The sequence below is a fragment of the Streptomyces sp. NPDC051576 genome (genome assembly GCF_040681835.1).
Lineage (GTDB): Bacteria > Actinomycetota > Actinomycetes > Streptomycetales > Streptomycetaceae > Streptomyces.
The window spans coordinates 412572-439331 of sequence record NZ_JBFAZO010000002.1 but is presented as its reverse complement, the minus strand read 5'-3'; the positions used below and the strand labels follow the sequence as shown (position 1 = coordinate 439331).

At 70.4% G+C, this 26760-nt stretch carries 23 protein-coding genes; 12 read left to right on the top strand and 11 right to left on the bottom strand.

Annotated elements, in window-relative coordinates:
- Window positions 1–47: 47 nt before the first annotated feature.
- Window positions 48–2165: a glycogen debranching protein GlgX gene (gene glgX / locus AB0M63_RS07890; RefSeq protein ID WP_366018790.1), complete on the bottom strand. Its 2118-nt coding sequence runs from the start codon at window positions 2163–2165 to the stop codon at window positions 48–50.
- A 204-nt stretch (window positions 2166–2369) separates the two neighbouring features.
- Here glgX and AB0M63_RS07885 point away from each other — a divergent pair, with 204 nt between their 5' ends.
- From AB0M63_RS07885 to AB0M63_RS07870, 4 genes are all read left to right on the top strand, one after another.
- Window positions 2370–3176, top strand: a complete 807-nt coding sequence (locus tag AB0M63_RS07885; protein ID WP_355914822.1) for a Tat pathway signal sequence domain protein — start codon at window positions 2370–2372, stop codon at window positions 3174–3176.
- Window positions 3177–3248: 72 nt separating this feature from the next.
- Window positions 3249–4565: a copper amine oxidase gene (locus AB0M63_RS07880; RefSeq protein WP_355914819.1), complete on the top strand. Its 1317-nt coding sequence runs from the start codon at window positions 3249–3251 to the stop codon at window positions 4563–4565.
- A gap of 104 nt (window positions 4566–4669) precedes the next feature.
- Window positions 4670–5911, top strand: a complete 1242-nt coding sequence (locus tag AB0M63_RS07875) for an SAV2148 family HEPN domain-containing protein (RefSeq protein ID WP_366018789.1) — start codon at window positions 4670–4672, stop codon at window positions 5909–5911.
- Window positions 5912–6021: 110 nt separating this feature from the next.
- Entirely contained in the window at window positions 6022–6744 is a 723-nt protein-coding gene (locus AB0M63_RS07870) for a 3'-5' exonuclease (RefSeq protein WP_355914812.1), read from the top strand.
- Between the two features lie 28 nt (window positions 6745–6772).
- Here the strand turns inward: AB0M63_RS07870 and AB0M63_RS07865 are convergent, their stop codons facing one another.
- The gene (locus tag AB0M63_RS07865; RefSeq protein ID WP_366018788.1) at window positions 6773–7636 is read right to left on the bottom strand and encodes an aminoglycoside phosphotransferase family protein; all 864 of its coding nucleotides are present in this window, start codon (window positions 7634–7636) and stop codon (window positions 6773–6775) included.
- 173 nt (window positions 7637–7809) lie between these two features.
- Here AB0M63_RS07865 and AB0M63_RS07860 point away from each other — a divergent pair, with 173 nt between their 5' ends.
- From AB0M63_RS07860 to erm, 4 genes are all read left to right on the top strand, one after another.
- Window positions 7810–8745, top strand: coding sequence for a sugar ABC transporter permease (locus tag AB0M63_RS07860; RefSeq protein WP_366018787.1), 936 nt, complete (start codon window positions 7810–7812; stop codon window positions 8743–8745).
- Window positions 8742–9575, top strand: a complete 834-nt coding sequence (locus tag AB0M63_RS07855) for a carbohydrate ABC transporter permease (protein ID WP_366018786.1) — start codon at window positions 8742–8744, stop codon at window positions 9573–9575. Before AB0M63_RS07860 ends, AB0M63_RS07855 begins: the two co-directional genes overlap by 4 nt.
- Window positions 9575–10864 (top strand): sugar ABC transporter substrate-binding protein, encoded by a 1290-nt coding sequence (locus tag AB0M63_RS07850; RefSeq protein WP_366018785.1) that lies wholly within the window; start codon window positions 9575–9577, stop codon window positions 10862–10864. The genes AB0M63_RS07855 and AB0M63_RS07850 overlap by 1 nt, the downstream gene beginning before the upstream one ends.
- Before the next feature lie 267 nt (window positions 10865–11131).
- A complete protein-coding gene (gene erm, locus AB0M63_RS07845; RefSeq protein ID WP_366018784.1) occupies window positions 11132–11911 on the top strand; it encodes an ErmE/ErmH/ErmO/ErmR family 23S rRNA (adenine(2058)-N(6))-methyltransferase in 780 nt (259 codons plus the stop codon).
- A gap of 75 nt (window positions 11912–11986) precedes the next feature.
- On the opposite strand, the gene AB0M63_RS07840 is transcribed toward erm, so the two are convergent.
- A complete protein-coding gene (locus AB0M63_RS07840) occupies window positions 11987–14233 on the bottom strand; it encodes an MMPL family transporter (RefSeq protein ID WP_366018783.1) in 2247 nt (748 codons plus the stop codon).
- A gap of 269 nt (window positions 14234–14502) precedes the next feature.
- Here AB0M63_RS07840 and AB0M63_RS07835 point away from each other — a divergent pair, with 269 nt between their 5' ends.
- From AB0M63_RS07835 to AB0M63_RS07820, 4 genes are read left to right on the top strand one after another with little or no spacing between them, the layout of a single operon-like run.
- The gene (locus AB0M63_RS07835; protein ID WP_355914791.1) at window positions 14503–15048 is read left to right on the top strand and encodes a DUF1697 domain-containing protein; all 546 of its coding nucleotides are present in this window, start codon (window positions 14503–14505) and stop codon (window positions 15046–15048) included.
- A 23-nt stretch (window positions 15049–15071) separates the two neighbouring features.
- A complete protein-coding gene (locus AB0M63_RS07830; RefSeq protein WP_355914788.1) occupies window positions 15072–16094 on the top strand; it encodes a 2-dehydropantoate 2-reductase N-terminal domain-containing protein in 1023 nt (340 codons plus the stop codon).
- A gap of 25 nt (window positions 16095–16119) precedes the next feature.
- On the top strand, window positions 16120–16722 hold the full coding sequence (locus AB0M63_RS07825) for a TIGR03086 family metal-binding protein (protein ID WP_366018782.1): 603 nt from the start codon (window positions 16120–16122) through the stop codon (window positions 16720–16722).
- Window positions 16723–16777: 55 nt separating this feature from the next.
- Complete coding sequence (locus tag AB0M63_RS07820) at window positions 16778–17407, top strand: DsbA family protein (protein ID WP_366018781.1); 630 nt, start codon at window positions 16778–16780, stop codon at window positions 17405–17407.
- 208 nt (window positions 17408–17615) lie between these two features.
- Here the strand turns inward: AB0M63_RS07820 and AB0M63_RS07815 are convergent, their stop codons facing one another.
- From AB0M63_RS07815 to cysC, 8 genes are all read right to left on the bottom strand, one after another.
- On the bottom strand, window positions 17616–20075 hold the full coding sequence (locus AB0M63_RS07815) for a GTPase-associated protein 1-related protein (protein WP_366018780.1): 2460 nt from the start codon (window positions 20073–20075) through the stop codon (window positions 17616–17618).
- 104 nt (window positions 20076–20179) lie between these two features.
- Window positions 20180–20917, bottom strand: coding sequence for a sirohydrochlorin chelatase (locus AB0M63_RS07810; protein ID WP_366018779.1), 738 nt, complete (start codon window positions 20915–20917; stop codon window positions 20180–20182).
- A gap of 5 nt (window positions 20918–20922) precedes the next feature.
- Complete coding sequence (locus AB0M63_RS07805; RefSeq protein WP_355914773.1) at window positions 20923–21801, bottom strand: ABC transporter permease; 879 nt, start codon at window positions 21799–21801, stop codon at window positions 20923–20925.
- Window positions 21788–22591, bottom strand: a complete 804-nt coding sequence (locus AB0M63_RS07800; RefSeq protein WP_355914770.1) for an ABC transporter ATP-binding protein — start codon at window positions 22589–22591, stop codon at window positions 21788–21790. Before AB0M63_RS07800 ends, AB0M63_RS07805 begins: the two co-directional genes overlap by 14 nt.
- Window positions 22592–22601: 10 nt before the next feature.
- Window positions 22602–23714 carry an aliphatic sulfonate ABC transporter substrate-binding protein gene (locus AB0M63_RS07795; RefSeq protein ID WP_366018778.1) on the bottom strand — a complete coding sequence of 371 codons (1113 nt, stop codon included), beginning with the start codon at window positions 23712–23714 and terminating at the stop codon, window positions 22602–22604.
- A 236-nt stretch (window positions 23715–23950) separates the two neighbouring features.
- Window positions 23951–25285 (bottom strand): GTP-binding protein, encoded by a 1335-nt coding sequence (locus AB0M63_RS07790; RefSeq protein WP_355914764.1) that lies wholly within the window; start codon window positions 25283–25285, stop codon window positions 23951–23953.
- Window positions 25286–25287: 2 nt separating this feature from the next.
- The gene (gene cysD / locus AB0M63_RS07785) at window positions 25288–26226 is read right to left on the bottom strand and encodes a sulfate adenylyltransferase subunit CysD (RefSeq protein ID WP_356057524.1); all 939 of its coding nucleotides are present in this window, start codon (window positions 26224–26226) and stop codon (window positions 25288–25290) included.
- Window positions 26223–26759: an adenylyl-sulfate kinase gene (gene cysC, locus AB0M63_RS07780; protein WP_356057614.1), complete on the bottom strand. Its 537-nt coding sequence runs from the start codon at window positions 26757–26759 to the stop codon at window positions 26223–26225. The genes cysD and cysC overlap by 4 nt, the downstream gene beginning before the upstream one ends.
- Between the last annotated feature and the right edge of the window lies 1 nt (window position 26760).

Genomic DNA, 26760 nt, shown 5'->3' with positions numbered 1-26760 from the left:
TTTCGTGTCATCGACCCCCGCATCCGGTCCGCCGACCGGGTGTTCTCCTAAGTGGGCCGCTGCAACACGGTCATGCTGCGGTCCACCAGGGTCAGCCGGTCCCCGGCCTTCACCTTCGCGCCCGTGCCCGGAGGCACCCCTTCGGGGCGGCCTGTGTCGACGACCACCTGCCACTGGCGTCCGTGGTTGACCGGCACCACGAAGTCCAGCGTCTTGGGGGAGGCGTTGAACATCATCAGGAAGGAGTCGTCGGAGATGCGCTCCCCGCGCGGGCCCGGCTCCGAGATGGCGTTGCCGTTCAGGAACACCGACAGGGCGGACGCCTGCGCCGAGTCCCAGTCCCGCTGGGTCATCTCCTTGCCCTCGGGGGTGAACCAGGCGATGTCCGACAGCTCGTCGTGGGTGCCCTCCACGGGCCGCCCGTGGAAGAAGCGCCGGCGCCGGAACACGGGATGCTCCTTGCGCAGCCACACCAACGCGCGCGTGAAGGCCAGCAGCTCCGGCGATTCCGCGTCGCCCTCGGGCCACTTCACCCAGGCCAGCTCGCTGTCCTGGCAGTACGCGTTGTTGTTGCCGCGCTGGGTGCGCGCGAACTCATCCCCGTGGCTGACCATCGGCACACCCTGGGACAGCATCAGCGTGGCCACGAAGTTGCGCATCTGGCGTGCCCGCAGCTCCAGGACGGCCGGGTCGTCGGTCTCACCCTCGGCCCCGCAGTTCCAGGACCGGTTGTGGCTCTCGCCGTCCCGGTTGTCCTCGCCGTTGGCCTGGTTGCGTTTGTCGTTGTACGACACCAGGTCGTGCAGGGTGAACCCGTCGTGGCAGGTGACGAAGTTGATGGACGCCAGGGGACGGCGGCCGTCGTCCTGGTAGAGGTCGGACGAACCCGTCAGCCTGGACGCGAACTCCGCGAGCGCGCGCCCCTCGCCCCGCCACAGGTCCCGCACGGTGTCGCGGTACTTGCCGTTCCACTCGGTCCACAGCGGCGGGAAGTTGCCCACCTGGTAGCCGCCCTCGCCGACGTCCCAGGGCTCCGCGATCAGCTTCACCTGGGAGACCACCGGGTCCTGCTGGACCAGGTCGAAGAACGACGACAGCCGGTCCACCTCGTGGAACTGCCGGGCCAGGGTGGCCGCCAGGTCGAAGCGGAAGCCGTCGACATGCATCTCGGTGACCCAGTAGCGCAGCGAGTCCATGATCAGTTGGAGCACGTGCGGGGACCGCATGAGCAGCGAGTTGCCCGTCCCCGTGGTGTCCATGTAGTAGCGGGGATCCTCCGCCAGCCGGTAGTAGGAGGGGTTGTCGAGGCCCCTGAAGGACAGCGTCGGGCCCAGGTGGTTGCCCTCGGCGGTGTGGTTGTAGACGACGTCCAGGATGACCTCGATACCGGCCTCGTGCAGCGCCCGTACCGCCGACTTGAACTCCAGGACCTGCTGGCCGCGGTCGCCCCAGGAGGCGTAGGCGTTGTGCGGGGAGAAGAAACCGATCGTGTTGTAGCCCCAGTAGTTGTTGAGCCCCATGTCGACCAGCCGGTGGTCGTTGACGAACTGGTGCACCGGCATCAGCTCCAGGGCGGTCACCCCCAGCCCCACCAGGTGCTCGATGACGGCCGGGTGCGCCAGCGCCGCGTAGGTGCCGCGCAGCTCCTCCGGCAGCCCCGGGTGCCGCATCGTCAGGCCCTTCACATGGGCCTCGTAGAGCACCGTCTCGTGGTAGCCGTGCCGGGGCAGCCGGTCGTCGCCCCAGTCGAAGTACGGGTTGACCACGACCGACGACATCGTGTGGGGGGCCGAGTCCAGGTCGTTGCGCTTGTCGGGAGCGTCGAAGTGGTAGCCGTACACCTCCTCGCCCCAGGTGATCGATCCGCTGACCGCCTTCGCGTACGGGTCGAGCAGCAGCTTCGCGGAGTTGCACCGCCGGCCGCGCTCGGGGGCGTAGGGGCCGTGCGCGCGGAATCCGTAGCGCTGTCCGGGCATGATGCCGGGCACGTACGCGTGCCGCACGAACGCGTCGCTCTCGCGCAGTTCCACCGCCGTCTCCGAGCCGTCGTCGTGCAGCAGACACAGCTCTACTCGGTCCGCGGCCTCCGTGAAGACCGCGAAGTTGGTGCCGGCGCCGTCGTACGTGGCACCGAGTGGATACGCCTCTCCAGGCCAGACCTGCATGGTCACGACTCTTTCAGCCGGGCCCCGCCGCCGGGGCGCCTTGCTCCTGAGTCTCCCCGAAAGTGAGGGAACCACCTATGACTTACGTCCCTCTTACCAAATGACCAGTGCGTGCGGCGTCTGACGTATGCCGTATGCCGAACCGAGTGGGACAGACACCACTCCCGGGGGTCCGGGGAGGGCCCAGGGGGAGTAGGGGGAAATGTGCGAAGGACAGTGCACCGCCACCTGGGGAAAGTGGTGGCGGGTACGGCCATAGCGGTGGCCGGGACCGCCGTGATGGTCGCCGTCACCCTGCCGGGCACGGCGGGGGCCGACGAGTCGGGGGGCACCGGGAAGGCCGCCGGGTCCGCCCAGCAGGCCGCGGACGGGCCGGGCGCGGCGCCCGGTGTAGTGCAACAGGTCCCGGCCGAGGGCGAGAAGGGCAAGGGCCGCGACCCGCTCACCGACGACGAGACCAAGCGCGTCGAGCAGCTCGCGGTGAACCAACAGCTGTTCAACTCCAGCGAGAACGTGGACGGGAAGCGCGGACCGCAGCGCCTCGACGTCGAACTCGCCGACCCCGAGGCCGGTGAGCTCGACAACCCGAACGCGCCGCGCCGCGCCGACGTGACGTTCTACGACTACAAGGACGACACGGTCGTCACCAAGACCGTCAACCTCGACACCGGCAAGGTCGAGCAGACCGGCACCCAGCACGGAGTGCAGCCGCCGGCCAGTCACGCCGAGGACGTCGAGGCGGCCGAACTGCTGCTCGCGGACCCGCTCGGCGCGGGCCTGAAGGCCGACTACAAGGACGCCACCGGCAGCCAACTCACCTCGCCGGACCAACTGTTGCTGACCGCCATGATCTACAAGGCCGCTCCGGGGAAGCAGTCCGGAGTCCTCGACCAGTGCGGCGAGCACCGCTGCGTGCGGCTGTTCCCCAAGGTGAAGAACGGGCCGTGGATCGACGCCCGTGACTTCGTCGTCGACCTGAGCGCCCGCAAGGTCGGCAAGCTCACCGGCTGAACAGACCGCGTACATCGCGCAGTTCTTCGTCCACTTCCCAACTTGCTTCTCCTGTAAGGGAGTCACTTCTTCATGCGCGTCAACAGAATCAGCCGTGCCCGCAGGCGGGGGGCCGTGGGCCTCGCCGTGGCCGCCCTGGCCGCCGGTGCCACCGCGGGCGCGGGCCCGGCCGTCGCCCAGCCGAAGGCCGCCCCGAGCGCCGCCGCCCCCGGCTGCAGCGCCGCGTACACCATCGAGCAGAAGCTCTCCACCGGCACCACCTGGCGGATGTGCTGGCACTACGAGCGCGAAGCCGGCCTCGTCCTGGAGAACATCTCCTACCAGCCGCCCGGCCAGGCCACCCCCATCAAGGTGCTCGCCGACGCCAAGCTCGCCCAGATCCACGTGCCCTACGACGACGGCAAGAACGAGTACAGCGACCTCACTCAGTACGGCTTCGGCACCGGCCTGATGAACATGCAGCCCGGCGAGTGCCCCGGCGGCACCATCAAGACCGTCAAGGTCCCCGACGCCATCGACCCGGACCACCCGAACGTCAAGGGCCTGTGCACCACGACCCGTTCGCGCGGCCACGCCTTCCGGATGCAGGGCGACAGCGCCAACAAGGTCTTCCAGACCCAGGGCAAGGACTTCCTCGTCTACACGGTCAACCAGGTCGGCTGGTACGAGTACATCACCGAGTGGCGCTTCCAGGACGACGGCACCATCAACATGAACGTCGGTGCCACCGGCAGCCTTTCGCCCTACGACTACGACGCGGGCGACGGCCGCGGCTGGCCGCTCGGCAAGGGCGCCACGGCGTACGCGACGAGCCACCAGCACGACGTCTTCTGGAAGTTGGACTTCGCCCTCGACGGCTCCTCCAAGGGACGCGTCGAGCAGTACGACTCCACGGTCACCACGCACGGCGCCAACACCCCCACCAACAAGACCACGTTGACCAAGGTCACCAAGGAACTCGTGGGCGACGCCAAGAACATGCGCTGGTGGCGCGTCGTCAGCGCGACCGGCAAGAACAAGGACAACCACGCCCGGTCCTACGAGATAGTCCCCGGCCCCTCCACCAAGTACCCGGGCCGCAGCTTCACCCAGCACGACGTGTACTTCACCGAGTACAACAAGTGCGAGCAGTTCGCCAGCGACAACCTGCCCAACTGCGGTGCCGGGCACCCGAAGTCGGTCGACAAGTGGGTCAACGGACAGACCCTCACCCACCCCGTGGTCTGGGTGAACGTCGGCTTCCACCACATCGCCCGCGACGAGGACCAGCAGCCCATGCCGGTCCACTGGCAGGGGTTCTCGATCGCCCCGCGCGACGTCACCGCTATGAATCCGCTCACTCCGGCCGCCCTCGCGAACCAGAACGGCAATGTGAACGGCGGAAGTTGAGAAACGACCCTGTCCATCCGGCTGCACCGCCGACCGGTCCCGGAGTACCCTTCCTTGATCGTTGAGACTGGGGTGAGCTCGGGGGAGCGGAAGGCGGTGCACGGGTGGGCTCGGGAGGGCTGGAGTTGCCCCCTGGTGACGAGGGTCACGAGGGGAACTCCGCAGAAGTCCCGCCCGGCGCGGTGTCCCTGGCACGTCCGATGGACGCGGCTGGTTCCATTGGGCCGGAGTTGGACTGGGACGCCGACGCCTGGCGCGAGGTGCGCACGCGCGCCCAGCGAGCCGGCCGGGCCTACATCTGGCTGAACCTGGTCGAACAGCGGCTGCGGGCCGTCGTGGCCGCCGTCCTGCGCCCCATCTACGAACCCGTCCACGGCGACGAGTGGGTGGTCGCCGCGGCCGGTCCGGCCGGCCAGGAGTGGGTTCAGCGCGCGGTCGCCGTACGCGAAGTCAGCCGCCGCAAGGGCTACTTGCTCGACCCGGCCGACGACAACGTCCTCAGCTTCCTGACCCTGCCCCAGTTGCGCGAGCTGATGGTGCAGCACTGGCCGTGCTTCGAGCCGTACATCGACGAGCGCCGCGACGTCGAACTCGCCCTGGACGAACTGGAAGTGACCCGCAACGTCGTCTCCCGCAACCGGGCCCTGTCCGAGGCGGTCCTCAACCAGGCCGAGCGCGCCTCCGCGAACCTGCTGGAGACCCTCGGCGCCGGCGGTGACGTGCCCTCGGCCCGGCGGCTGCCCGTCGACGCGGTCGAGGAGCTGATCGGCGAGCGGTTCGCGGACGTGGTCGCCGTGCACCCCGACCGGGTGCGGCTGATGCGCCAGTTCCCGGCGGAGGACATCTTCGGCGGGGCCCGCCGCGTCGACGCCATCGGCATCGGCCTCAACCTGCTCGTGCAGAACTTCTCCGGCAGACGGCTGGTCCGGCTCGCCGAGTCGGGTTGCCGGGTACGGCTGCTCTTCCTCAACCCGGCCTCCAGCGCGGTGAAGCGGCGTGAGCGCGAACTCGGTATCAAGCGGGGAGAGTTGAGCCGCGCCGTCGAGATGAACATCCTGCACATGCGGCGGGTGCGGTCCCGGCTGCGCGATCCCGGGGCCTTCGAGATCCAGGTCTTCGACGAGACGCCGCGCTTCACCGCGTACCTCGTGGACGGCGACGGCTCGGACGGCATCGCCGTCGTGCAGTCCTATCTGCGCCGCACCCGCGGCATGGAGGCGCCGGTGCTGGTGCTGCGGAACGGAAGCCGGCTCGTCAAGTCGGACGAAATGGACGACAGCGCGCTTTTCCCCACCTATCGCGATGAGTTCGAGCAGATGTGGGCGGATTCGCGACCGGTGTCCTGAGCTGTCCCCGGCCCGGTCCGCGGTAAGCGGAACGCGGTCCTCGGATTGTCAGTGGCTCATGCGATCGTGGAGACCACTGGGGGAAAGCACCACCGAGAAGGGGGGCCGTCATGGCCTGGCACCAGGAGCTGCTCATCGGCTTCGACCTGGAGACGACGGGGACCGAGCCGCGCGAGGCGCGCATCGTCACGGGCGCGGTCATCGAGGTCAGGGGCGGACGTCCCATAGGGCGCCGGGAGTGGCTGGCGGATCCCGGCGTGGAGATCCCGGCGGACGCCGTCGCGGTGCACGGCATCACCAATGAGCGGGCCGTCACCGAGGGCCGCCCGGCCGACCAGGTCGCCGAGTCGATCGCCGACGTCCTCGTCACGTACTGGAAGACGGGCGTCCCGGTCGTCGCCTACAACGCGGCCTTCGACCTGACCCTGCTCTCCGCCGAGCTGCGCCGGCACGGACTGGCGTCCCTGCGCGACCGCCTGGGCGGCACCGACCCCGCCCCGGTCATCGACCCGTACACGATCGACCGCTCCGTCGACCGCTACCGCCGGGGCAAGCGCAACCTCGAAGCGGTCTGCGCCGAGTACGGCGTGGTGCTCGACTCCGCGCACGACGCCTCGGCCGACGCCCTCGCCGCCGCCCGGCTGGCCGGTGCGATAGCCGACCGCCACCCCAAGGTCGCCGCCCTCGGCCCGGCCGAGCTGCACCGCCGCCAGATCGAGTGGTATGCGGAATGGGCCGCCGACTTCCAGAGCTTCCTGCGCCGCAAGGGCGACCAGGACGCGGTGGTCGACGGCACCTGGCCGCTGCGCGAGCTGGAGGACGAGACGGTCTGAGCGGCCAGGCCGCAACGGGGTCGCAGGTTCAGAAGGGATACCAGCGCACCGTCTCGTCCCCGTCCCGCAAGGACGCCACCCTCCGCTCGAACTCGGCCAGCGCCTTGGGATTGCTCGGCGCGTGCTGGGCGACCCAGGCGCAACTGGCCGTCTCCCGGGCGCCGCGCAGCACCGAGCAGCCCGCCCACTCGCGCACGTCCCAGCCGTAGGCCTTGGTGAAGGAGTCGTAGGCCGGGGCCGGGAGGCCGTAGCGGTCGCGGGAGAGGGCCATCACCACCAGGTCGTGCTCGCGCAGATCGGCGGAGAAGGTCTCCAGGTCGACCAGGACCGGGCCGTCCGGGCCGACATGCACATTGCGGGGCAGCGCGTCGCCGTGGATCGGGCCCGGCGGCAGCTGGGGGGTGAGCGCGGCGGCGGCAGCCGCGAAGCCGTCGCGCCGCTCCCGCAGATAGGCCGCGTCCGCCGGGTCGATCGCGTCACCGGCCAGACGCAGCCAGCGCTCCACACCGCCCAGCAGCTCGCGGGGCGGCAGATCGAAGGCGGGGGAGGGGAGGGCGTGGACGAGGCGTAGCAGTTCGGCCAAATCCCGGGGCTCGGCCGGGCGTAGGGAATCGGCCAGCCGGTGCCACACGGTCACCGGATGCCCCTCGACCAGTCGCGCCTTCGGGTCTGCGGCCCGCACCGCCGGCACGCCCGTCTCCGCCAGCCAGACCGCCACGTCCAGCTCGCGCCGCGCGCGGTCGAGGAGTTCGGCGTCGCGGCCCACCTTGACGACCAGGTCACCGGCGGCGAACACCGCGTTCTCGCCGAGGGCGAGGAGCCGCGCGTCCCGCGCCGGGCCGGGCAGTACGTCCGCCGCGGCCAGTACGTCCCGCGCCCGTGCCTCGTCCATGCGTCCCGCCTCCATGTGGTCCCTGTGCGTGTGCGTACGGCGTCGGGTTCCCGCCATCCGACGGCCAGTGTCGCATTCGCACAGGTGGGACGGCATGCGAGGTGCCTTGACGGGACATCAGGCGTTCACGACCATGACCAGGCCCGACCTGGTGGCGCAAAGGGGCTGATTCCATGACATCGGTGACGGAGGTGAGGCGGCCGCCGACCCGCGCGCCGGGCCGGGGCAGGCAGCGGCGCGCTCCCGACCGCGCGGCCTGGTTCCTGGTGCTGCCCGCGCTGATCCCGATCCTCGTGCTCAGCGTCGGCCCCCTCCTCTACGGTGTGCTGCTGGCCTTCACCGACTCCCAGTCGGGCCGGACCGTGTCCACGCGATGGATCGGCGGGCTCAACTTCCGGGACCTGCTGCACGACACGCTGTTCTGGGAGTCGTTCCGGATCGGTCTGGTGTGGGCGGTCGGAGTGACCGTGCCGCAGTTCCTGCTCGCCCTCGGACTCGCCCTGCTGCTCAACCAGGACCTGCGGCTCAGGTGGCTGGCCCGCGCGCTCGCGATCGTCCCGTGGGCGATGCCCGAGGTCGTCGTCGGCATGATGTGGCGGATCGTCTACAACCCGGACGCCGGCATCCTCAACGAGACCCTTCACGACCTCGGCCTCGGCGACGGCCGGGACTGGCTGAGCGGCCTCGGGACCGCGCTGCCCGCCGTGATCGTCGTCGGCGTCTGGGCCGGCATGCCCCAGACGACGGTCGCCCTGCTCGCCGGGCTGCAGAACACCCCGCGCGAACTGCACGAGGCGGCGGCGGTCGACGGCGCCGGTGCCTGGCGCCGCTTCCGCACGGTCACCTGGGCCGCCCTCAGACCCGTGGCGCTGGCGATCACCGCGCTCAACCTGATCTGGAACTTCAACTCCTTCGCCCTGGTCTACGTCCTGACCAGCGGCGGACCCGGCGGCCGCACCCGGCTGCCCATGCTCTTCGCCTACGAAGAGGCCTTCCGCTACGGACAGTTCGGCTACGCGGCGGCGATGGGATGCGTGATGGTCGCGGTGATCTCGGTGCTCCTGGCCGTCTTCCTCGTGGGCCGTATCAGGGGAGGAGACGGGTCATGAGGACCAGCACCGGAGCCCGCGCCGGACAGTACCTCGCCCTGCTCGCGTACCTCGTCTTCCTCGCCTTCCCCTTCCTCTGGCTCATCTCCACCGCCTTCAAGTCCCCCCGCGAGCTGGGCAGTCTGCACCCCACCTGGATCCCCCGGCACCCCACCCTCGCCAACTTCCGCCAGGCCTTCGACGAACAGCCGCTGCTGCACGCCGCGTTGAACTCCCTGCTCGCCGCACTCGGGGCCGCCCTGATCGCCGTACTGATCGCGACCCCGATGGCCTGGGTCATGGCCCGGCGCAGGACGCTGCTCGCGCGGGCCGCGACCGGGTGGGTGGTGGTCAGCCAGGCGTTCCCGTTCGTGCTGGTGATCATCCCGCTTTTCCTGGTGCTGAAGAACCTGCGGCTGATCGACTCCCTGGCCGGGCTGGTGCTGGTCTACGTGGTGTGGGCGCTGCCGTTCGCACTGTGGATGCTCGTCGGCTATGTCCGGGCCGTGCCCGCCGAGTTGGAGGAGGCCGCCGCCGTGGACGGTGCCGGGAAGCTCCGGACACTCGTGTCGGTCACGGCACCGCTGCTCGCGCCCGGCATCGTCGCCACGGCACTGTTCGCGTTCGTCACCGCGTGGAACGAGTTCTTCTTCGCGCTGGTCCTGCTCAAGACCCCGGAGAAACAGACGCTCCCAGTAGTCCTCACCCACTTCATCGGCGCGGAGGGCGTCGCCGACCTCGGCCCGCTGGCCGCCGCCGCGTTCCTCGCGACCCTGCCCTCGCTGGTCGTCTTCGCGCTGATCCAGCGCCGGATCACCGGCGGCATGCTCACCGGGGCGGTGAAGAGCTGATGCGCCCCCGCTGGATCCTTGCCCTCGCCTTCGCCCTGACCCTGCTCCTCGCCGGCTGCACGGGCGGCGGCACAAACGGTTCGGCGGACGGCCGGATCACCCTCCGCTTCCAGTCCCTGGCCTGGCAGGAGGAGTCCGTCACCGCCAACAAGGAGCTGGTGAAGGAGTGGAACGCCACCCACCCGGACATCAAGATCGAGTACGTACAGGGCAGTTGGGACAGCGTCCACGACCAGCTCCTCACCTCCTTCGAGGGCGGTGAGGCGCCCGACATCATCCACGACGCCTCCGACGACCTCGCGGACTTCGCCTACGGCGGCTACCTCGCCGACCTCCGGGACCTGCTGCCCGCCCGCCTCAAGTCGGAGATCCCGCAGCGCAGTTGGGACGCGACGACCTTCGGGGAGGGGATCTACGGCGTGCCGTTCCTCCAGGAGCCGCGGGTGATCGTCGCCAACGCCACCTGGCTGAAGAAGGCCGGCGTACGCATCCCGACCCCCGAACACCCCTGGAGCTGGCCGGAGTTCAGGGACATCACCCGGCGGCTCAGCGGCGACGGGAAGTACGGCGTGGCCTGGCCGCTCAAGGAACCCGTGTCCGCCACCCTCAACCTGTCGCTGTCGGCGGGCGGCGCACTCTTCCACCGGGGCACGGACGGCAAGGTGACCGTCCGCTTCGATGCGGCCGACCAGGTCGTGCCGCGCACCATCCACGACCAGGCGGACGTGGACCACAGCGCCTCGCCCACGACGCTCGGCAGCGGCGGTTCGGACACGCTGCCCGGGTTCTTCGGCGGCAAGTACGCGATGGTCCCGCTCGGCTTCTCCTATCGCCAACAGATCGCGCAGCAGGCACCGAAGGGCTTCGACTGGCAGGTGCTGCCCGCCCCGGCCGGCGCCGACGGGCTCACCCAGGGCGTCAGCCCGCAGACCCTGTCCATCGCCGAGGACAGCCCGCACAAGAAGGAAGCGGCCGAGTTCATCGACTTCCTGCTCCAACCGAAGAACATGGTCCGACTGGCCCTCGGCGACTGGATGCTGCCCACCGGCACCCAGGCCCTCAAGGACCCCGCCCTGCACACCACCAAGGACGACTGGGCCACCGGCACCGCACTCGCCGCCGACCTCGCCCCGGCACCCGCCCAGTCCGTAAGGGGCTACCCGGAGTGGAAGGACAAGGTGGCCACCCCCGCCTTCCAGGAGTACTACAGCGGCGCGATCACCCTCGCCGAACTGCGCGAACGACTGGAGAAGGACGGAAATCTGGTGCTGGCCCGCTACCAGCGCTGACGCGGATATTCCGTTGCCCGGGGCCGCACGGACCGCCTAGCGTGCCTTTCATGTCGGCCTGCAACTCGATCACTTTCTCCGGTCTCGGCCGGAGCTGCACGTATGCGATCCGCATGCGGCGCGGCCCCGGTGCCCTGACCGGCCCGGGCGTCGCACCCCGCTGACGTCCTCGCGGAGCCCCTCTGTCGCTCCGCGCGTCCTCCTTCTCTTCCGGTCGGGGCCTTCGTCTGCCCGTATGCCCTTCACGGAAGACAAGGACCGCAGGCCATGGCCCGCCCGACCCGCGTTTCCCGCGCGCTCTCGCAGAACTTCCTCGCCGACCGCGCCACCGCCGAATACGTCGCCCGCCTCGCCGTCCCGCACGGACGGCGGATCCCCCTCCTCCTCGAAGTGGGCGCAGGGAAAGGCGCGTTGACCGCGATGCTCGCACCCCGCTGCCGCGAACTGCACGCCCACGAGATCGACCCCCGGCTCGTCCCGAAACTCCACGCCCGCTTCTCCACCACACCCCAAGTGCACGTCGTCGCCGGGGACTTCATGGACACCCGGCCCCCACGCACGCCGTTCTCCGTCGCCGGGAACGTGCCCTTCTCCCGTACGGCCGACATCGTCGACTGGTGCCTGCGCGCCCCCGCCCTCACCGACGCCACCCTCCTGACCCAACTGGAGTACGCCCGCAAACGCACCGGGGACTACGGGAGTTGGACGCTGCTGACGGTGCGGAGCTGGCCCCGGTACGAGTGGCGGCTGGTCGGGCGGGTCGACCGGCGCCGGTTCAGTCCGGTGCCGCGCGTCGACGCCGGGATCGTCCGGATCGAGCGGCGCGGGACCCCGCTGCTCGGACCCGCCGCGCTGCACGGCTGGCGGCACCTGGTCGAGCTGGGCTTCTCGGGGGCGGGCGGCTCGCTGCACGCCTCCCTGCGCCGGGTCCACCCGAGGCGCCGTGTGGACGCCGCGTTCCGTGCCGCGCGCCTCGACCCGCACGTCCTGGTCGGTGCGGTGTCCCCGGAGTACTGGTTGAGGCTGTACGAGGAGTTGACGTCGTAGCGAAGGTACGACAGGACGGCAATGAGGGCCTGTTGGTTCCCCCGGGGATACCAACAGGCCCTCAGTCAGGAGGAGTTACACCCGGATGGGCTCACCCTCGCCCGCCACCGTGGAGGTGATCTCCTCGGCGGACTCGTCGTGGGTGAGGTCCGGCAGGCGGTGCAGCCACTTCGGGAAGTACCAGTTGCGCTCGCCCAGCAGGGCCATCACCGCGGGGAGCAGGACGCCCCGGATGACCGTGGCGTCGATGAGGACCGCCGCCGCGAGGCCGACGCCCATCTGCTTCATGGACTGCATGGAGAGCGTGCCGAAGATCGCGAAGACGGCGACCATGATGACGGCGGCACTGGTGACGACGCCCGCCGTGGTGACCACGCCGTGCCGGATCGCCTCCTGTGTCGTACGGCCGCGCAGTCGTGCCTCGCGGATGCGGGAGACGACGAACACGTGGTAGTCCATCGACAGGCCGAACAGGATGACGAAGAGGAACAGCGGCAGCCAGGTGACGATGGCGCCGACGCCCTCCGCGCCCACCAGCGAGGCGCCCCAGCCGTGTTGGAACACCGCGACGAGGATGCCGTAGGCGGCGCCCACCGAGAGCAGGTTGAGGGCGATCGAGGTGATCGCGACCGTCAGCGAGCGGAACGACAGGAGCATCAGAAGGAAGGCGAAGACCACGACGAACGCGAAGACCGGTACGACCGACCCGAGAAGTTGGTCGTTGAAGTCGTGCGACCCTGCGACGTTCCCGGTGATCGGTGCCTGGACGCCGTCGACCTTGCCGAGGGTGGCGGGCCGTACCTCGTCGCGCAGTTTCTCCAGGCTCTTGGCGGCCTTGTCCTGGTCGGAGCCGCCGACGAGCGGGACGTAGACGAAGGCGACGTTCTGCGCGTCGTGCAGCTTGATGTCGACCGGGCCGCGCGAGGCACCCGAACTGACCGCCTGGGCCTTGAAGTCGGCGAGCGCCTGCTTGACGTCGGCCGAGTTGATGTCCTTCGCCCTGACGACCACCTCGGCCGGTTCGGTGCCACCGGGGAAGGCGTCGTTGACGCGGTTGTAAGTACCCACGATGGGCAGGGAGTTGCCGAACTCCTGGTCCAGCGTGAGGTTTTGGGTCTTCATGCCGAGGGCGGGAGAGGCGATGGCGAGCAGCGCGCCGGCCGCGACGAGCACGGAGACGAGCGGCTTGGCGAGCACGCCCTTCAGCACGGAGGTCCAGAACCGGCTCTCGCCGTTGCCCCGGCGGCTGCGCCGACGCAGGAACGGGATACGGCCCTTCTCGACCCGCTCGCCCAACAGCGAGAGCAGCGCGGGCAGTACGGTCACCGAGCCGACCATGGCGACCGCGACGACCATCAGCGAGGCCAGGCCCATCGCCTCGAACTCGGCGAGCCCGGTGAACAGCATGCCCGCCATCGCCACGCACACCGTGACACCGGAGACGATGATGGCGCGGCCACTCGTGGCGGCGGCTATCCGCAGCGCGGCCCCGGCGTCCCGGCCGGCCTCGCGCTCCTCGCGTTCGCGGCGCAGATAGAACAGGCAGTAGTCGACGCCGACGGCCAGACCGACCAGCAGCATCACGGAGTTGGCGGTGTCGCTCATCGGCTGGATGTGGCTGACGATGCCCATCAGGCCCATCGTCGCGATGATCGCGGTCATGGCCAGAGCCACCGGCAGCAGCGCCGCGACCAGCGCGCCGAAGGCGATCAGCAGGATGCCGAGGGCCACGGGCACGGCGGAGTACTCGGCCTTCTTGAAGTCGTCGCCGAACGCGTCCTCGTACTGCTTCGCCATGCTGGCGCCGCCGATCTCCTCGATCCGCAGCGACGACGCATGGTCCTTCTGCACCCCGGCGACGGCCTTCAGCACCGGCTCCACCCGGTCACCGGCGGTGTCCGCGTCGCCCCGCATGTCGAACTGGACGAGTGCGCTCCGCCCGTCCTTCGAGATCGTCTTCGTGTCGTACGGCGAGGTGACGTCGGTGACCTTCCCGGTCCCCTCGACAGCCTTGACGACGGCGGTGACCGCCGTGCGGAACTCGCTGTCCGTGGAGGTGAGCGACCCGTTCCTGGACTGGATCAGGACGGTCTCACTGGACGGTTCCTTGATCCCGGCGTCGTCGATGATCGTGGCGGCGGTGTGCGTCTCTCCCTTGAGCTGGTCGCTCTCGTCGACATCGACACGGCCCGCCGCCGAACCGATCCCCATCGCCAGAACCACGAACAGCACCCAGATGCCGACCGCGGCCCACCGGTGCCGGGCGCTCCAGCCGCCGGCCCGGGCGGCGAGGCCCCGTACCCGCGAATCTGCGTTCCCCATGACGGGCATGCCCCCTTGTGCACGGTGACAGCCCCCTGCCGCCACCTCATGGTTCGAAGGTATGCGCGGGATAAGAACGTCTCCTCGTGCTTTCCGGTGAAGTACCGGGGGCGCGGCTCCTCCGCACGGACCCCGGACCCTCCGCACTGGGGAGGACAGCGGCCCCTTACATCTATCGGGGCGGTCAGGGGGAGATGATCAGGGTGCGCGAGGCCCGGAGCCGTCGTGCCCACCCCGCCGGAGGGCGAAGGCCGCCCTATGGTGTCCGGATGACGACGTATGCGGCGCTCCTGCGCGGAATCAACGTGGGCGGCAGCAGGAAGCTCCCGATGGCCGACCTGCGCACTCTCATGGACGGCCTCGGACTCGACGACGTCCGCACCTATCTGCAGAGCGGCCAGGCCGTGTTCGCGAGCGACGACGGGGACGAGGAGTCCCTCGCGGCGCAGCTCGCGCGGGCGGTCGAGGAGCGGTTCGGTTTCGCGGTCGACGTCGTCGTCCGCGACCACGCCTACCTGGCCGCGATCGCCGCCAACTGCCCTTTCCCGGCCGCCGAGTTGGAGGCCAAACAGCTGCACGTCACCTACTACTCGGCACCGCCGGGCGAGGACCGCTTCGCGGGACTGGACCGGGCCGCGTTCCTCCCCGAGGAGTTCCGCCTCGGCGACCGCGCCCTGTACCTCTACGCCCCCGACGGCCTCGGTCGCTCCAAGCTCGCCGTGGAACTCTCCCGGCCCCGCCTGAACAAGGGGCTGATCGCGACCTCCCGCAACTGGAACACCGTGCTCAAACTGGTGGAGATGACCGGTAGTTGACCGACTGTGCGAGGCTCGACCCCATGCGCTACATCATCATCGGAGCAGGGGCGGTCGGCGGGGCCATCGGTGGCCGGCTGGCCGGGTCGGGGCACGAGGTCGTCCTGGTGGCGCGGGGCGCGCACCGGGCGGCGCTGGCCGAGCGGGGGCTGCGCTTCAAGGTGCCGGAGGGCGAGTCGACGTACCGGCTGCCGGTGGTCGAAGGACCCGACGAACTGGGCGAGTTGAGGCCCGACGACGTCCTCGTGCTCGCCGCCAAGACCCAGGACTGCGAGGCCGCGCTGGCGCTCTGGGGCCCGGCGCCGGTATCCGGTGGCGGCACGGCCGCCGAGCGGCTGCCGGTCGTCTGCGCGCAGAACGGGGTGGAGAGCCGGCGCCTGGCACTGCGCAGGTTCCGGCGGGTCTACGGCGTCTGCGTCTGGCTGCCGGCGACCTTCGTCGAACCGGGTGTGGTCGCCGCGGAGGGCGCCCCGCTCACCGGCGTCCTGCACCTCGGCCGCTGTCCGCGGGGCACGGACGAGACCGTCCGGCTGATCGCCGCCGACCTGGAGAAGTCGAGGTTCGAGGCGCCGGTCGTACCCGATGTGGCGCGCTGGCAGTACGCCAAGCTGCTCGGCAACCTCGTCAACGCGATCGAGGCGGTCGCCGGGAGCCGTACCAGCGACGAGAGCCTGGCCCTCTACCGGCGGATTCGGGCCGAGGGCACGGCCGTGCTCGACGCGGCCGGTATCGCGTACGCGAGCGCCGAGGAGGAGCGGCAGGCGCGCGGCGACAAGATCCAGCTCGTGGAGATCGACGGCGCCCCGCGCGGCGGCGGCTCCTCCTGGCAGTCGTTGAGCCGGGGCACCGGCACCATCGAGGCCGACTACCTCAACGGCGAGATCGCCCTGCTGGGACGGCTGCACGGTGTTCCGACCCCCCTCAACGACCTGCTGCAACGGCTGGCGAACGACTTCGCGCGCGAGCGCAGGGCGCCCGGCTCGATGCCTTTCGACGAGCTGCTCCGCCTCGTCGACGAGGCTGTCGCGTTTGTTCAAGAGTCCTGACGGCGCCCTCCCTAGCGTGGGACGCATGAGCAACGACGACCTGCACCCGTACATGATCGAATGCGCCGCCGAGGCGGCCCGAGTCGCGCGCGGTGTCACCGCGGCACAGCTCGACGACCCGACGCACTGCCCCGACTGGGACGTACGCGCCATGGTCAACCACTGGGTCCTCTACACCTCGCACGGCCTCGAACACCGCGCCCTGCGCAAGCAACTCCCCGAGGAACTGACCTCCCGCGACTTCACCGCGGACCCGGACTGGGCGACGGCGTACGCCGCTCAACTGGACCGGGCCGTCGCCGCCTGGGCCGACCCGGCGGTCTGGGAGGGCGAGATCGATCTCGGCATGGCGAAGATGCCGGCCGACGAGATCGCCTCGATGATCATCAAGGAGCTGGCGGTGCACGGCTGGGACGTGGCCACGGCCACCGGCCAGGAGTACCGCGTCTCGGACGGCACCGCCCGCCTTGTCCTCGACGTGGTCGAGAAGCATGCCGAGCTCTACCGCCAGTACGACGGCTTCGCCGACCCGGTGCCGGTGCCGGACGACGCCCCCGTGTTCGACCGTGCCCTCGCGGCCAGCGGCCGGGACCCCCGGCAGACGGCCGTCGGCAAAGTGGACCACTGAGGGGGCGGCCGATTGGGTCGAGCATTCGGCCCAATCCATGGCTAGCGTGTCCGGTATGAGCCAAGACACCCGTGCCGGCGACCCGGTCCGCGTCGACTTCTACTTCGACCCCGCCTGCCCCTTCGCGTGGATCACCTCCCGTTGGCTGCTGGAGGTCGAGCGTGAGCGCCCGCTCGACCTCCGGTTTCACGCGATGAGCCTCTACCTCCACAACATCGGCAACGAACTCCCCGACTGGTACCGCGAGTTGGTCGACAAGTCGATCGGCCCCGTCCGCGTCGCCGTGGCCGCCGCCGAACAGCAGGGTGACAAGATCCTGCGGGACCTCTACACGGCCTTCGGCACCCGCATCCACGAGCGGCGCCACGACGACTTCGACGCGGTGATCGCCGAGTCCCTCGCCGAACTCGGCCTCCCCGCCGAACTCGCCGACGCCGCCCATGATCCGTCGTACGACGACGCCGTGCGCCGCAGTCATGAGGCGGGCGTCGAGGAGGAGTCGGGCGGATATGTGGGCACGCCGACCCTGCACGTCGATGGAACGGTGTGGTTCGGCCCGGTCCTACGGGCCGTTCCGCGCGGCGCGAAGGCGGCCGAACTCTTCGACAGCTTCCGGGTGTTGGCCACGCATCCCGACCTCTTCGAGCTGAAGCGGACGCGTACCGGAGGTCTGTCCTTCGACTGAACGAGGGCAAAGCCCGGGGGAGTTGTCGTCGTGCAGTGACAAAAACGCGGCGGTACACGCAGTAGAGAAAGCGACCCCCGCGACCAGGCTCACGCCGGCGGGGGCCGCGCTGCGGACGGGCCGTCCGGGGTCCGACATCACAGGGGAGTGCCGGACCTCGGGCGGCGCTTCCCTGCCGGTCACCGGGTCGGTCACCTCCCAAGTGCGGTCAGCCGCCGGGATGTTCGACGCGTCGCCCCCGCCCCGACAGCCGTCCCGCGAGTCGCCCCAGCGCGCCGGGGCGGTTCCAGACGCGGAACGCGTCGAGTTTGCCGCGGCCCGCGTGGTCGAGCGCCGCCTCGACCGCGATCTGGTCCTCGGCCGACATGGCCCGCACAACCGGCCGCAGCACCTTGGTCAGCAGGGCTGTGCGGGTCTCGTCCCAGGCGGGGTACGTCCCCGGGAACGCGCTCCAGTCGCAGAACCGGTCGGCGGCATACGCAGGACCGGTCCGCAACCGGTCGGCCACCCGCTCCGAGCGGCCCGCCCGCTCGTACGCGGCGAGCAGACGCGGCTCGGCCGAACGGGCCAGCGTGTACAGCTCGTTCTCCGGTGCCGCCCCCTCCAGAAGCCGCCACGCGAGGGCCTGGAAGGCGCGCTCGGCGACGGTGTCCGGCACCGGGTCGGCGGCGCCGGCGGAGGTCAGCTCCAGCACCCGGCCGACCCACTCCTCGCCCTCGCTCCCGGTGCCCAGCAGCCCGGTGAACTCCAGAAGGAGCAGAGCCGTACGCCGACTTGGCCCCAGTTCCGTGGTGAAGCAGCGGAGCAGGTCGGCGGCGAGCGCCGGTATGCCGGGGTCGTCCGGGGGAGCGGCGAGTGCCGCCTCGATCAGCAACTCCCGGGTACCGGCCGCTCGGTGGGTGTCGGAGCCCAGCTCCCTCAGCAGCAGGCTCGCCTCCTGCCCGGTCGGCAGCTCACCGCCGGACCAGGTGAGGCGCAGGGCCGTGCGGAGCACGGTGGGATCGGCGTGCGGGGAGATGCCGGCCGTGCGGAGCAGACCGTGGAGCCGGTCGAGCCGGTCGTCCGGCCCGGCGGGCGCGACACACATCCGTAGATGCGGCAGACCGGACTGCTGGAGGCCGAGCGGCAGCCCCGAGTCCTTCAACGCCCTTGCGACCGGGGCCGGTTCGGTGGCGGCGAGTGCGTCGAGCGAGCCGAACAGCGCGACCCGCAGCTCGGGATGGGTGTGCACCGCGTCGAGGAGGGCGGGCGGACAGCCCACGGCAGGGGACCCGCCGCCCGACGCGGGCGGGGCCGAGGCGTCCACCAGCTCCCGCGCCAACCGCTCGGCCAGCTCCGGCAGTTGGTCCTGGCAGTCGACGTCGAGCAGATCGGCGGCCCGCAGCAGCGCGAGGGGCCGTCCGGCGGCCGGCTCGGTCCTGTCCGCGATACCGGCCCGGAGGGAGGGCGCGAGATCCCGGGCCAGGTCGTCATGGGCCCGCGCGGTGAGGGACCCGGCGCGCAGCGCGGGCACCGGTCCATGGGCGAGGACCGCCGACGCCAGCACCCGCGCGGCGAGCGGCGCCGACACCGCGGCCGTCACTCGTCCGTCCAACCGGGTCAACAGCGCGGCCAGGGCCGCCTGTTCGGCCTCGCCGGGCAGGGACGTCGAGCGCGAGCCCAGGTGCGGCACCGGCCCTCCGCACAACCCGGCGACCAACGCCGTCAGTGTGTCGTCCGGCAGCGCGCCCACCTGTTCCGCCGCCCAACTCGCCACCACCGCACGGGCGTCCGTACGCAGCTCGATGCCCGCGACGAGCGCGCTCACCGCCAACGGGCCCAGGTCCTCGGGGTCGTCGCGGAAGAGGTCGGGCCGGCCCGCACACCAGATCCGGGCGCACACCTCGGCCCAGGTGTCGCTCACCGGCCCGGACGGCTGGTCGCTTGTGCAGTCGTGCACGCGGTAGCGCCGGTCGCCTGTGACGGACTCGGAGGACGGCAGCGCGCCGACGAGCTGCTGGCGGTTCTGCCGGGGGTCGCGGGTGTACGTCGTGAAGGTGAGCCGGTGCGCCTGTTCGCGGGGCAGAACCGTGCAGGCGAGCGCGATCCACCGGGCCACGTCGGCGCTGTCGTGCTCCACCACCACGAGCTGCCCGGCGCCCGGATCCGCGGCCACCGCGCGCAGATCGGCGAAGAACGGGGCGAGCCGGCCGGCCCGGGACACCGCGAAGGCGACCAGCGCCTCCTTGCGCAGCAGCCCGGAGGGTTCGACACGGTCGACGGGATCGGGCCTGCCGTCCGGGGGAGCCGCCTGGGCCCAACGTGGCGACTCCCAGGTGGAGATGGGCAGCACACCGTCCGGCAGCCGGGTGCCGGACGGCAGCAGGAAGGCGTGGGCGTGGAAGCCCGCGTCGGCGCCGGTGCACACGGAACGGCTCAACAGCCGCCCGCCGTCGGCGAGTTCACTGAAACTGAAGACCGTGGGGAAGCCGTTGAGCTGTTCGGCGAGGGTCCGCTCCGGCGGCTCGTAGCCGATGAGCCGCTCCGCCTCCCGCAGCACCCCTGGCGGCACATCCGCGCCGACGGCTGTGAACCGGGGGCCGGAATCCCCGGAGCCGGACGGCGCCGAGGTGTAGTGCAGTTGGGCCGGTGCAGGCCCTTCGCGATGCCCGAACTCCCGACCCGCCACGTCCACTTGCTCCCCACTAGCCTTCAGAGGAACCATCCCAGCAGATCCGGGACCAGGGGGAGGGCCCTTTCCGGGAATCCGGGCAGGTGGGAACAGTGAAGGTGTTACGCGCCCACGACCGCGAGCGCCGGTGCCAGGGCCGCGTCGTAGCGCTCAAGCAGCACCCGCGCCACCTCCGGTGCAGGCCCCAGCACTTCGGCGAGCACATCCGCCTCCGCAGCCCCCCGAGCGATCCGGTCCGGCAGAAAGCCGGGTGCGAGGACATACGGCGCCACAGCCACCCGTTCACACCCCATGGCCCGCAGCTCGCGCACCGCGTCCTGTGTGCGGGGCAGCGCCGCCGAGGCGAACGCGGGGCGTACGGCGCGCCAGCCGGTGTGCTGCCACTCCCGTGCGAGGCCGGCGATCACGGCGATCGCCTCCGGGTCGGTGGAGCCCGCCGAGGCCAGCACGACCCCGGTCGAGGACTTGTCGGCGGGCGTCAACCCGGCCTCGTACAAACGGCGTTCGAGCGTACGCAGCAGCAGCGGGGACGGTCCCAGTACCTCCGCCTGCCGGATCCGCAGGCGCGGCGGCGCGTCCCGCAGGACCGCCGGGATGTCCGCCTTCGCGTGGAACGCGCGGGTCAGGAGGAGGGGGAGGGCCACGACGTCACGGACGCCCTCTGCCGCCAGGGACTTCAACACCCCTTGCACGGAAGGGATGTTGAAGTCCAGGAAGCCGGTCTCCACGCGCAGCCCGGGCCGCCGCGACCGTATCCGCCGCACCAGGGCGTGGACGGTCGCGGCGTGCCGCGGGTCGCGGCTGCCGTGGGCGATGACGAGGAGGACCGGAGTGCGCACTGGGATCAGCTCTTCACCAGCAGACCGCGGCTGCGCAGCACCCACCGCTCCAGCGGGCTGAAGATCAGCAGGTCGATCGCGATGCCGACGAACAGGATGAGGAGGATCGCGAGGAAGACCGTCGCCATGCTGCTGTTGGTGCGGCCCACCTCCAGCAGCTGGCCGAGGCCCATGCCCATGTCCGGTGACTGGGCGATGATCTCGGCGGCCATCAGGGAACGCCAGGAGAACGCCCAGCCCTGCTTGAGACCGGCCACATAGCCGGGCAGCGCGGCCGGCATCACGATGTGCCAGGTGCCGCGCAGGCCCGTCGCCCCCAGGGTGCGGCCCGCGCGCAGGAACAGCGGGGGCACCTGGTCGACACCGGACACCAGACCGTTGGCGATCGAGGGCACGGCACCGAGCAGGATCACCGTGTACATCACGGAGTTGTCCAGCCCCAGCCAGATCACCGCCGGCGCGACCCAGGCGACCGAGGGCAGCGACTGCAGCCCGGAGAGGATCGGGCCGAACGCCGCGCGCACGAACTTCACCCGCGCCACCACCAGGCCCAGCGGCGTCCCGATGACCAGCGCGAGCAGGAAGCCGAGCAGACCGCGGGAGACACTGCCCCAGATGTAGTCGAGCAGGGTGCCCTTGAGCCACTGGTCCTCGACCTCGCCCCACACATCGCCGGGGGAGGGCAGCTTGCTCGGGTCGTCGACGACCGGGGTGAGGACGAACCAGACCACGAGGACCAGCGCGAGCGCAATGATCGGCGGCAGGATCTTGTTCTTGAAGGTCTGGCTGAACGGCGTACGGACCTTGACCGAGGTGTCCAGCGCGTCCAGGCCCGCCTCGACGCTGCCGGCGTCCTGGACCGGTGTCGTGTCAGTGCTGGCCATGACGGCGGATCTCCCCACGCAGTACATCGGTGATCTCAAGGGACAGTTCGGCCACCGGCGCGTCCTCGATGCGGCGCGGCTGCGGGATGCCCACCTGCCACTCGCGGGCGATCCGGCCGGGGCGCGAGGACAGCAGGATCACGCGCTGCGCGAGCCGTACCGCCTCGCGCACGTTGTGCGTGACGAAGAGGACGGAGACGCCGGTCTCGGCCCAGATCCGGGTGAGTTCGTCGTGCAGTACGTCCCGGGTGATGGCGTCGAGGGCCGCGAACGGCTCGTCCATCAGCAGCAGGTTGCTCTCCTGGGCGAGCGCCCGGGCCAGCGCCACCCGCTGGCGCATACCGCCCGACAGCTCGTGGACGCGCTTGCCGTACGCGCCCTTCAGCCGGACGAGTTCGAGCAGCCGCTCGGTCTTCTCGCGCCGGTCGTTCTTCACGACTCCCCTGAGTTTCAGGGCGAGTTCGATGTTCTTGCCCGCGGTCAGCCACGGGAAGAGGGCGTGCTCCTGGAACATCAGGGCCGGGCGGCCGTCCGTCGCGATCGAGCCGACGGTCGGCCGGTCCAGTCCCGCGACCAGGTTCAGCAGTGTGGACTTGCCGCAGCCCGAGGCACCCAGGAGGGTGACGAACTCGCCCGGCGCGACATCGATGCTGATGTCGTCCAGGACGAGCTGCTGTCCGCCCGGCGTCGCGAAGGACTTCGAGACATGCTCAAGGCGAGCGGCGTACTCCACCGACTCCTCGGCCTTGGCGAGGGTCGTTGCCATGGTCGTCACCTCCTGGGAACTCATCGGGCGGGAATCAACTGGTGCCGAGACCGGCGGCGTCGACGGTGCTCGCGCCCTCGGCCTTGAGGACCTTGTTGAGGATCGTGAGGTCGTAGATGCCCTTGAGGTCGGGCTTCTCCAGCAGACCGGCCTTGACCGCGTGCGCCGCCTCGGTGTTGAGGGTGGCGGCCAGCGGGTCGTCGGTGAACTGGATCGACGACCAGGCCGGGTCGAGGACGTTCGCCGGGAGCGCCTTGCCGGAGTCCGCCTCCAACTGCTTGTTCGCCGCCGCCTTCGCCTTGTCGGGGTTGGCGTTGATCCACTTGTTGGCCTCGACGGAGGCCTTCAGTACGGCTTCGACGGCCTTCGGGTGCTCCTTCAGGAACGCCTGGCGCACGATGATGTTCGTGATCACGAACTTCTTGTCCGGCCACAGCGTCGACTCGTCCAGCAGCACCTTGCCGCCCTCGGCGACCAGCTTGGACGCGGTCGGCTCCGGTACCCAGGCGCCGTCGATGGAACCGGACTTGAAGGCGTCCGGGGTGATCTTGTTGTCGGTGCGGATCACCGACACATCGCCCTTGCCGGTGGTCGCGTCCACCTTCCAGCCCTGGTCCGCGATCCAGTTGAGGAACGCCACGTCCTGCGTGTTGCCGAGCTGCGGGGTCGCGATCTTCTTGCCCTTGACGTCCTTCAGGGACTTGATCGTCTTCGGGTTGACGACCAGCTTCACCCCGCCCGACGCCGAACCGCTGATGATCTTCAGGCCCTTGCCGGCGGACTTGACGTAACCGTTGATCGCCGGGGAGGGGCCGATCCAACCGATGTCGATGGAGCCGGAGTTGAGCGCCTCGATCTCCGAGGGGCCGGCGTTGAAGATCTGGTACGCGGCCTTGGTGGCGCCCAGGTCCTTCTGGAAGAGACCCTGCTGACGGGCGACGAGCGCGGTCCCGTGGGTCAGATTGCCGAAGTAGCCGATCTTCACGGAGTCGAGACCGTCGATCTTCGACGAGCCGGCGGCGACCTTCTCCTTGGAGTTGTCGGCCGTGGACTGGGACCCGTAGCCGCAGGCGGCGAGCGTGAGAAGCGGGAGGGCGGCCACGACGGCTATGCCGCGGCGTAGGAGCGATGAGCGGTTGGCAGGCACGGGAGGTGTTCCTCTCGTTGGCCCGGCGGTCACGTTCTCAGGTCGTGGCCGGGAGGTCGGCAGGTCTACGTTTTCGTCGCGTCCGGGACGGCGGGTGGGGGGACGGGGCGCGCAGGCAGTGCGCGTACGTCATCGCGCACATCGCGCCACCCCGCCCTGCCCGCTGCCGAGGGCGCCGCTGCCGACCCGGCCGCCCTCCTTCGCGAACGTGGAGTAGAAATCCGTGGAGTTCATCGTCAGAAGTCCCAACCGTCGTCGTCGGAACCGTCCTTGACCGGCTCCGGCGCCGCGAACGACTCGCCGACCATGCCTGCGGTCAGCGTGGTTCCGTCCGCCGGGTCGATCAGGATGAACGAGCCCGTACGGCGCGAGTCCGCGTACGAGTCGACCGGCAGCGGCTCCGCGGTGCGGATCTTCACCCGGCCGATGTCGTTGGCGACGAGCTGTCCCGGGTGCGGGTGCAGGGACAGGTCGTCGAGCGTGAGGCGGGAGGGGATGTCCTTGACGATCGCCTTGACCGTGCGGGTGCCGTGCTTGAGGAGCACCCGGTGGCCCACGGTCAGCGGCTGGTCGGCGACATGGCAGACCGTCGCCTCGATGTCCTGCGTGGTCGCGGGCGCGTCCTTGCTGGGCACGATGAGGTCGCCGCGGGAGATGTCGATGTCGTCCTCCAGCAGGAGGGTCACCGACTGTGTGGTCCAGGCGGTCCTGACCGGCTTGCCGAGCAGGTCGATGCCGGAGATCTTCGTGGCCCGCCCGGACGGCAGGACCGTCACGGACTCGCCGACGCGGAACGTACCCGCCGCGATCTGGCCCGCGTACCCCCGGTAGTCCGGAAGCTCGGCGCTCTGCGGCCGGATCACGTACTGCACGGGCAGCCGTGCGTGGCAGTGCGCCAGGTCGTGGCTGACCGGCACCGACTCCAGGTGCTCCAGGAAGGTCGGGCCGCCGTACCAGTCCATGTTCGCGGACGGCTCCACCACGTTGTCCCCGGCCAGCGCCGAGATCGGGATCGCGGTGATCTCCGGGACGCCCAGCTCGCTCGCGTACGCCGTGAACTCCTCGGCGATCGCGGCGAACACGGTCTCCTTGTACTCGACGAGGTCCATCTTGTTGACGGCGAGCACCACGTGCGGGACCCGCAGCAGCGCGGCGATCGCCGCGTGCCGCCGGGTCTGCTCGACGACGCCGTTGCGGGCGTCGACGAGGATCACCGTCAGCTCGGCGGTGGAGGCACCCGTCACCATGTTGCGGGTGTACTGCACATGACCGGGCGTGTCGGCGAGGATGAACCGGCGCTTGGCGGTGGCGAAGTAGCGGTAGGCCACGTCGATGGTGATGCCCTGTTCGCGCTCGGCGCGCAGGCCGTCGGTGAGGAGGGCGAGGTCGGGGGCGTCCTGGCCGCGGTCGGCCGACACCCGCTGCACGGCCTCCAGTTGGTCGGTCAGGACCGACTTGGAGTCGTGCAGCAGCCGTCCCACGAGCGTGGACTTGCCGTCGTCGACGGAGCCCGCCGTGGCGAACCGCAGCAGCGTGGTGGCCGAGAGTTCCTCGGTCGTGATGGTGCTCATGTCTAGAAGTACCCCTCGCGCTTGCGGTCTTCCATCGCGGCCTCGGACATCTTGTCGTCGGCCCGCGTGGCGCCCCGCTCGGTCAGCCGGGACGCGGCGATCTCCGTGATGACCTGCTCCAGCGTCACCGCGTCGGAGTCGACGGCGCCCGTGCAGGACATGTCGCCGACGGTCCGGTAGCGGACGAGGCGCTTCTCGACGGTCTCGCCGTCCTTGGGCCCGCCCCACTCACCGGCGGTCAGCCACATACCGGCACGGCTGAACACCTCACGCTCGTGCGCGAAGTAGATCTGCGGGAGGTCGATGCCCTCGCGGGCGATGTACTGCCAGACGTCCAGTTCGGTCCAGTTGGAGAGCGGGAAGACGCGGACGTGTTCGCCGGCCGCGTGCCGCCCGTTGTAGAGGTTCCACAGCTCGGGCCGCTGGCGGCGGGGGTCCCACTGCGAGAACTCGTCCCGCAACGAGAACACCCGTTCCTTGGCGCGGGCCTTCTCCTCGTCCCTGCGGCCGCCGCCGAAGACGGCGTCGAAGCGCTCGGCCTGGATCTTCTCGGTGAGCGGCAGGGTCTGGAGCGGGTTGCGGGTCCCGTCGGGGCGTTCGCGCAGCACACCGCGGTCGATGTAGTCCTGTACGGAGGCCACATGGAGGCGCAGGCCGTGCTTTTCGACCGTGCGGTCGCGGTACTCGAGGACCTCGGGGAAGTTGTGTCCGGTGTCCACATGCAGCAGCGAGAACGGCACCGCCGCCGGCGCGAACGCCTTCAGCGCCAGGTGCAGCATGACGATCGAGTCCTTGCCGCCGGAGAACAGAATCACCGGCCGCTCGAACTCACCCGCCACCTCACGGAAGATGTGCACCGCTTCGGACTCAAGGGCGTCCAGATGCGAGAGGGCGTACGGCGTGTCCGTACCCTCGTCGGCCTTGGCAACGGTCGTCGTCATGCCAGTCCCCTCTCGGTGAGCAGCGCGTGGAGTGCCGCCGCCGACTCCTGCACGGTCTGGTGCTGCGACTCGATCCGCAGGTCCGGCGACTCGGGCTCCTCGTACGGGTCGTCGACCCCGGTGAGCCCGGTCAGTTCACCGGCGGCCTGCTTGGCGTAGAGACCCTTCACATCGCGTACGGAGCACACGTCGACCGGGGTCGCCACATGCACCTCGATGTAGCCGGTGCCGCTCTCCTGGTGCCGCTTGCGGACGGCCTCGCGGCTGTCGGCGTACGGCGCGATGACCGGCACCAGCGCCTTGACGCCGTTGCGGGCCAGCAGTTCGGCGAGGAAGCCGATGCGCTGCACGTTGGTGTGCCGGTCCTCGCGGCTGAAGCCGAGGCCCGCCGAGATGAACTCGCGGATCTCGTCGCCGTCGAGCACCTCGACGAGGTGGCCCTCCTCGCGCAGCCGGCCGGCCAGCTCGAACGCGATGGTGGTCTTGCCGGCACTCGGCAGACCCGTGAGCCAGACGGTGGCTCCGGTCGTCACG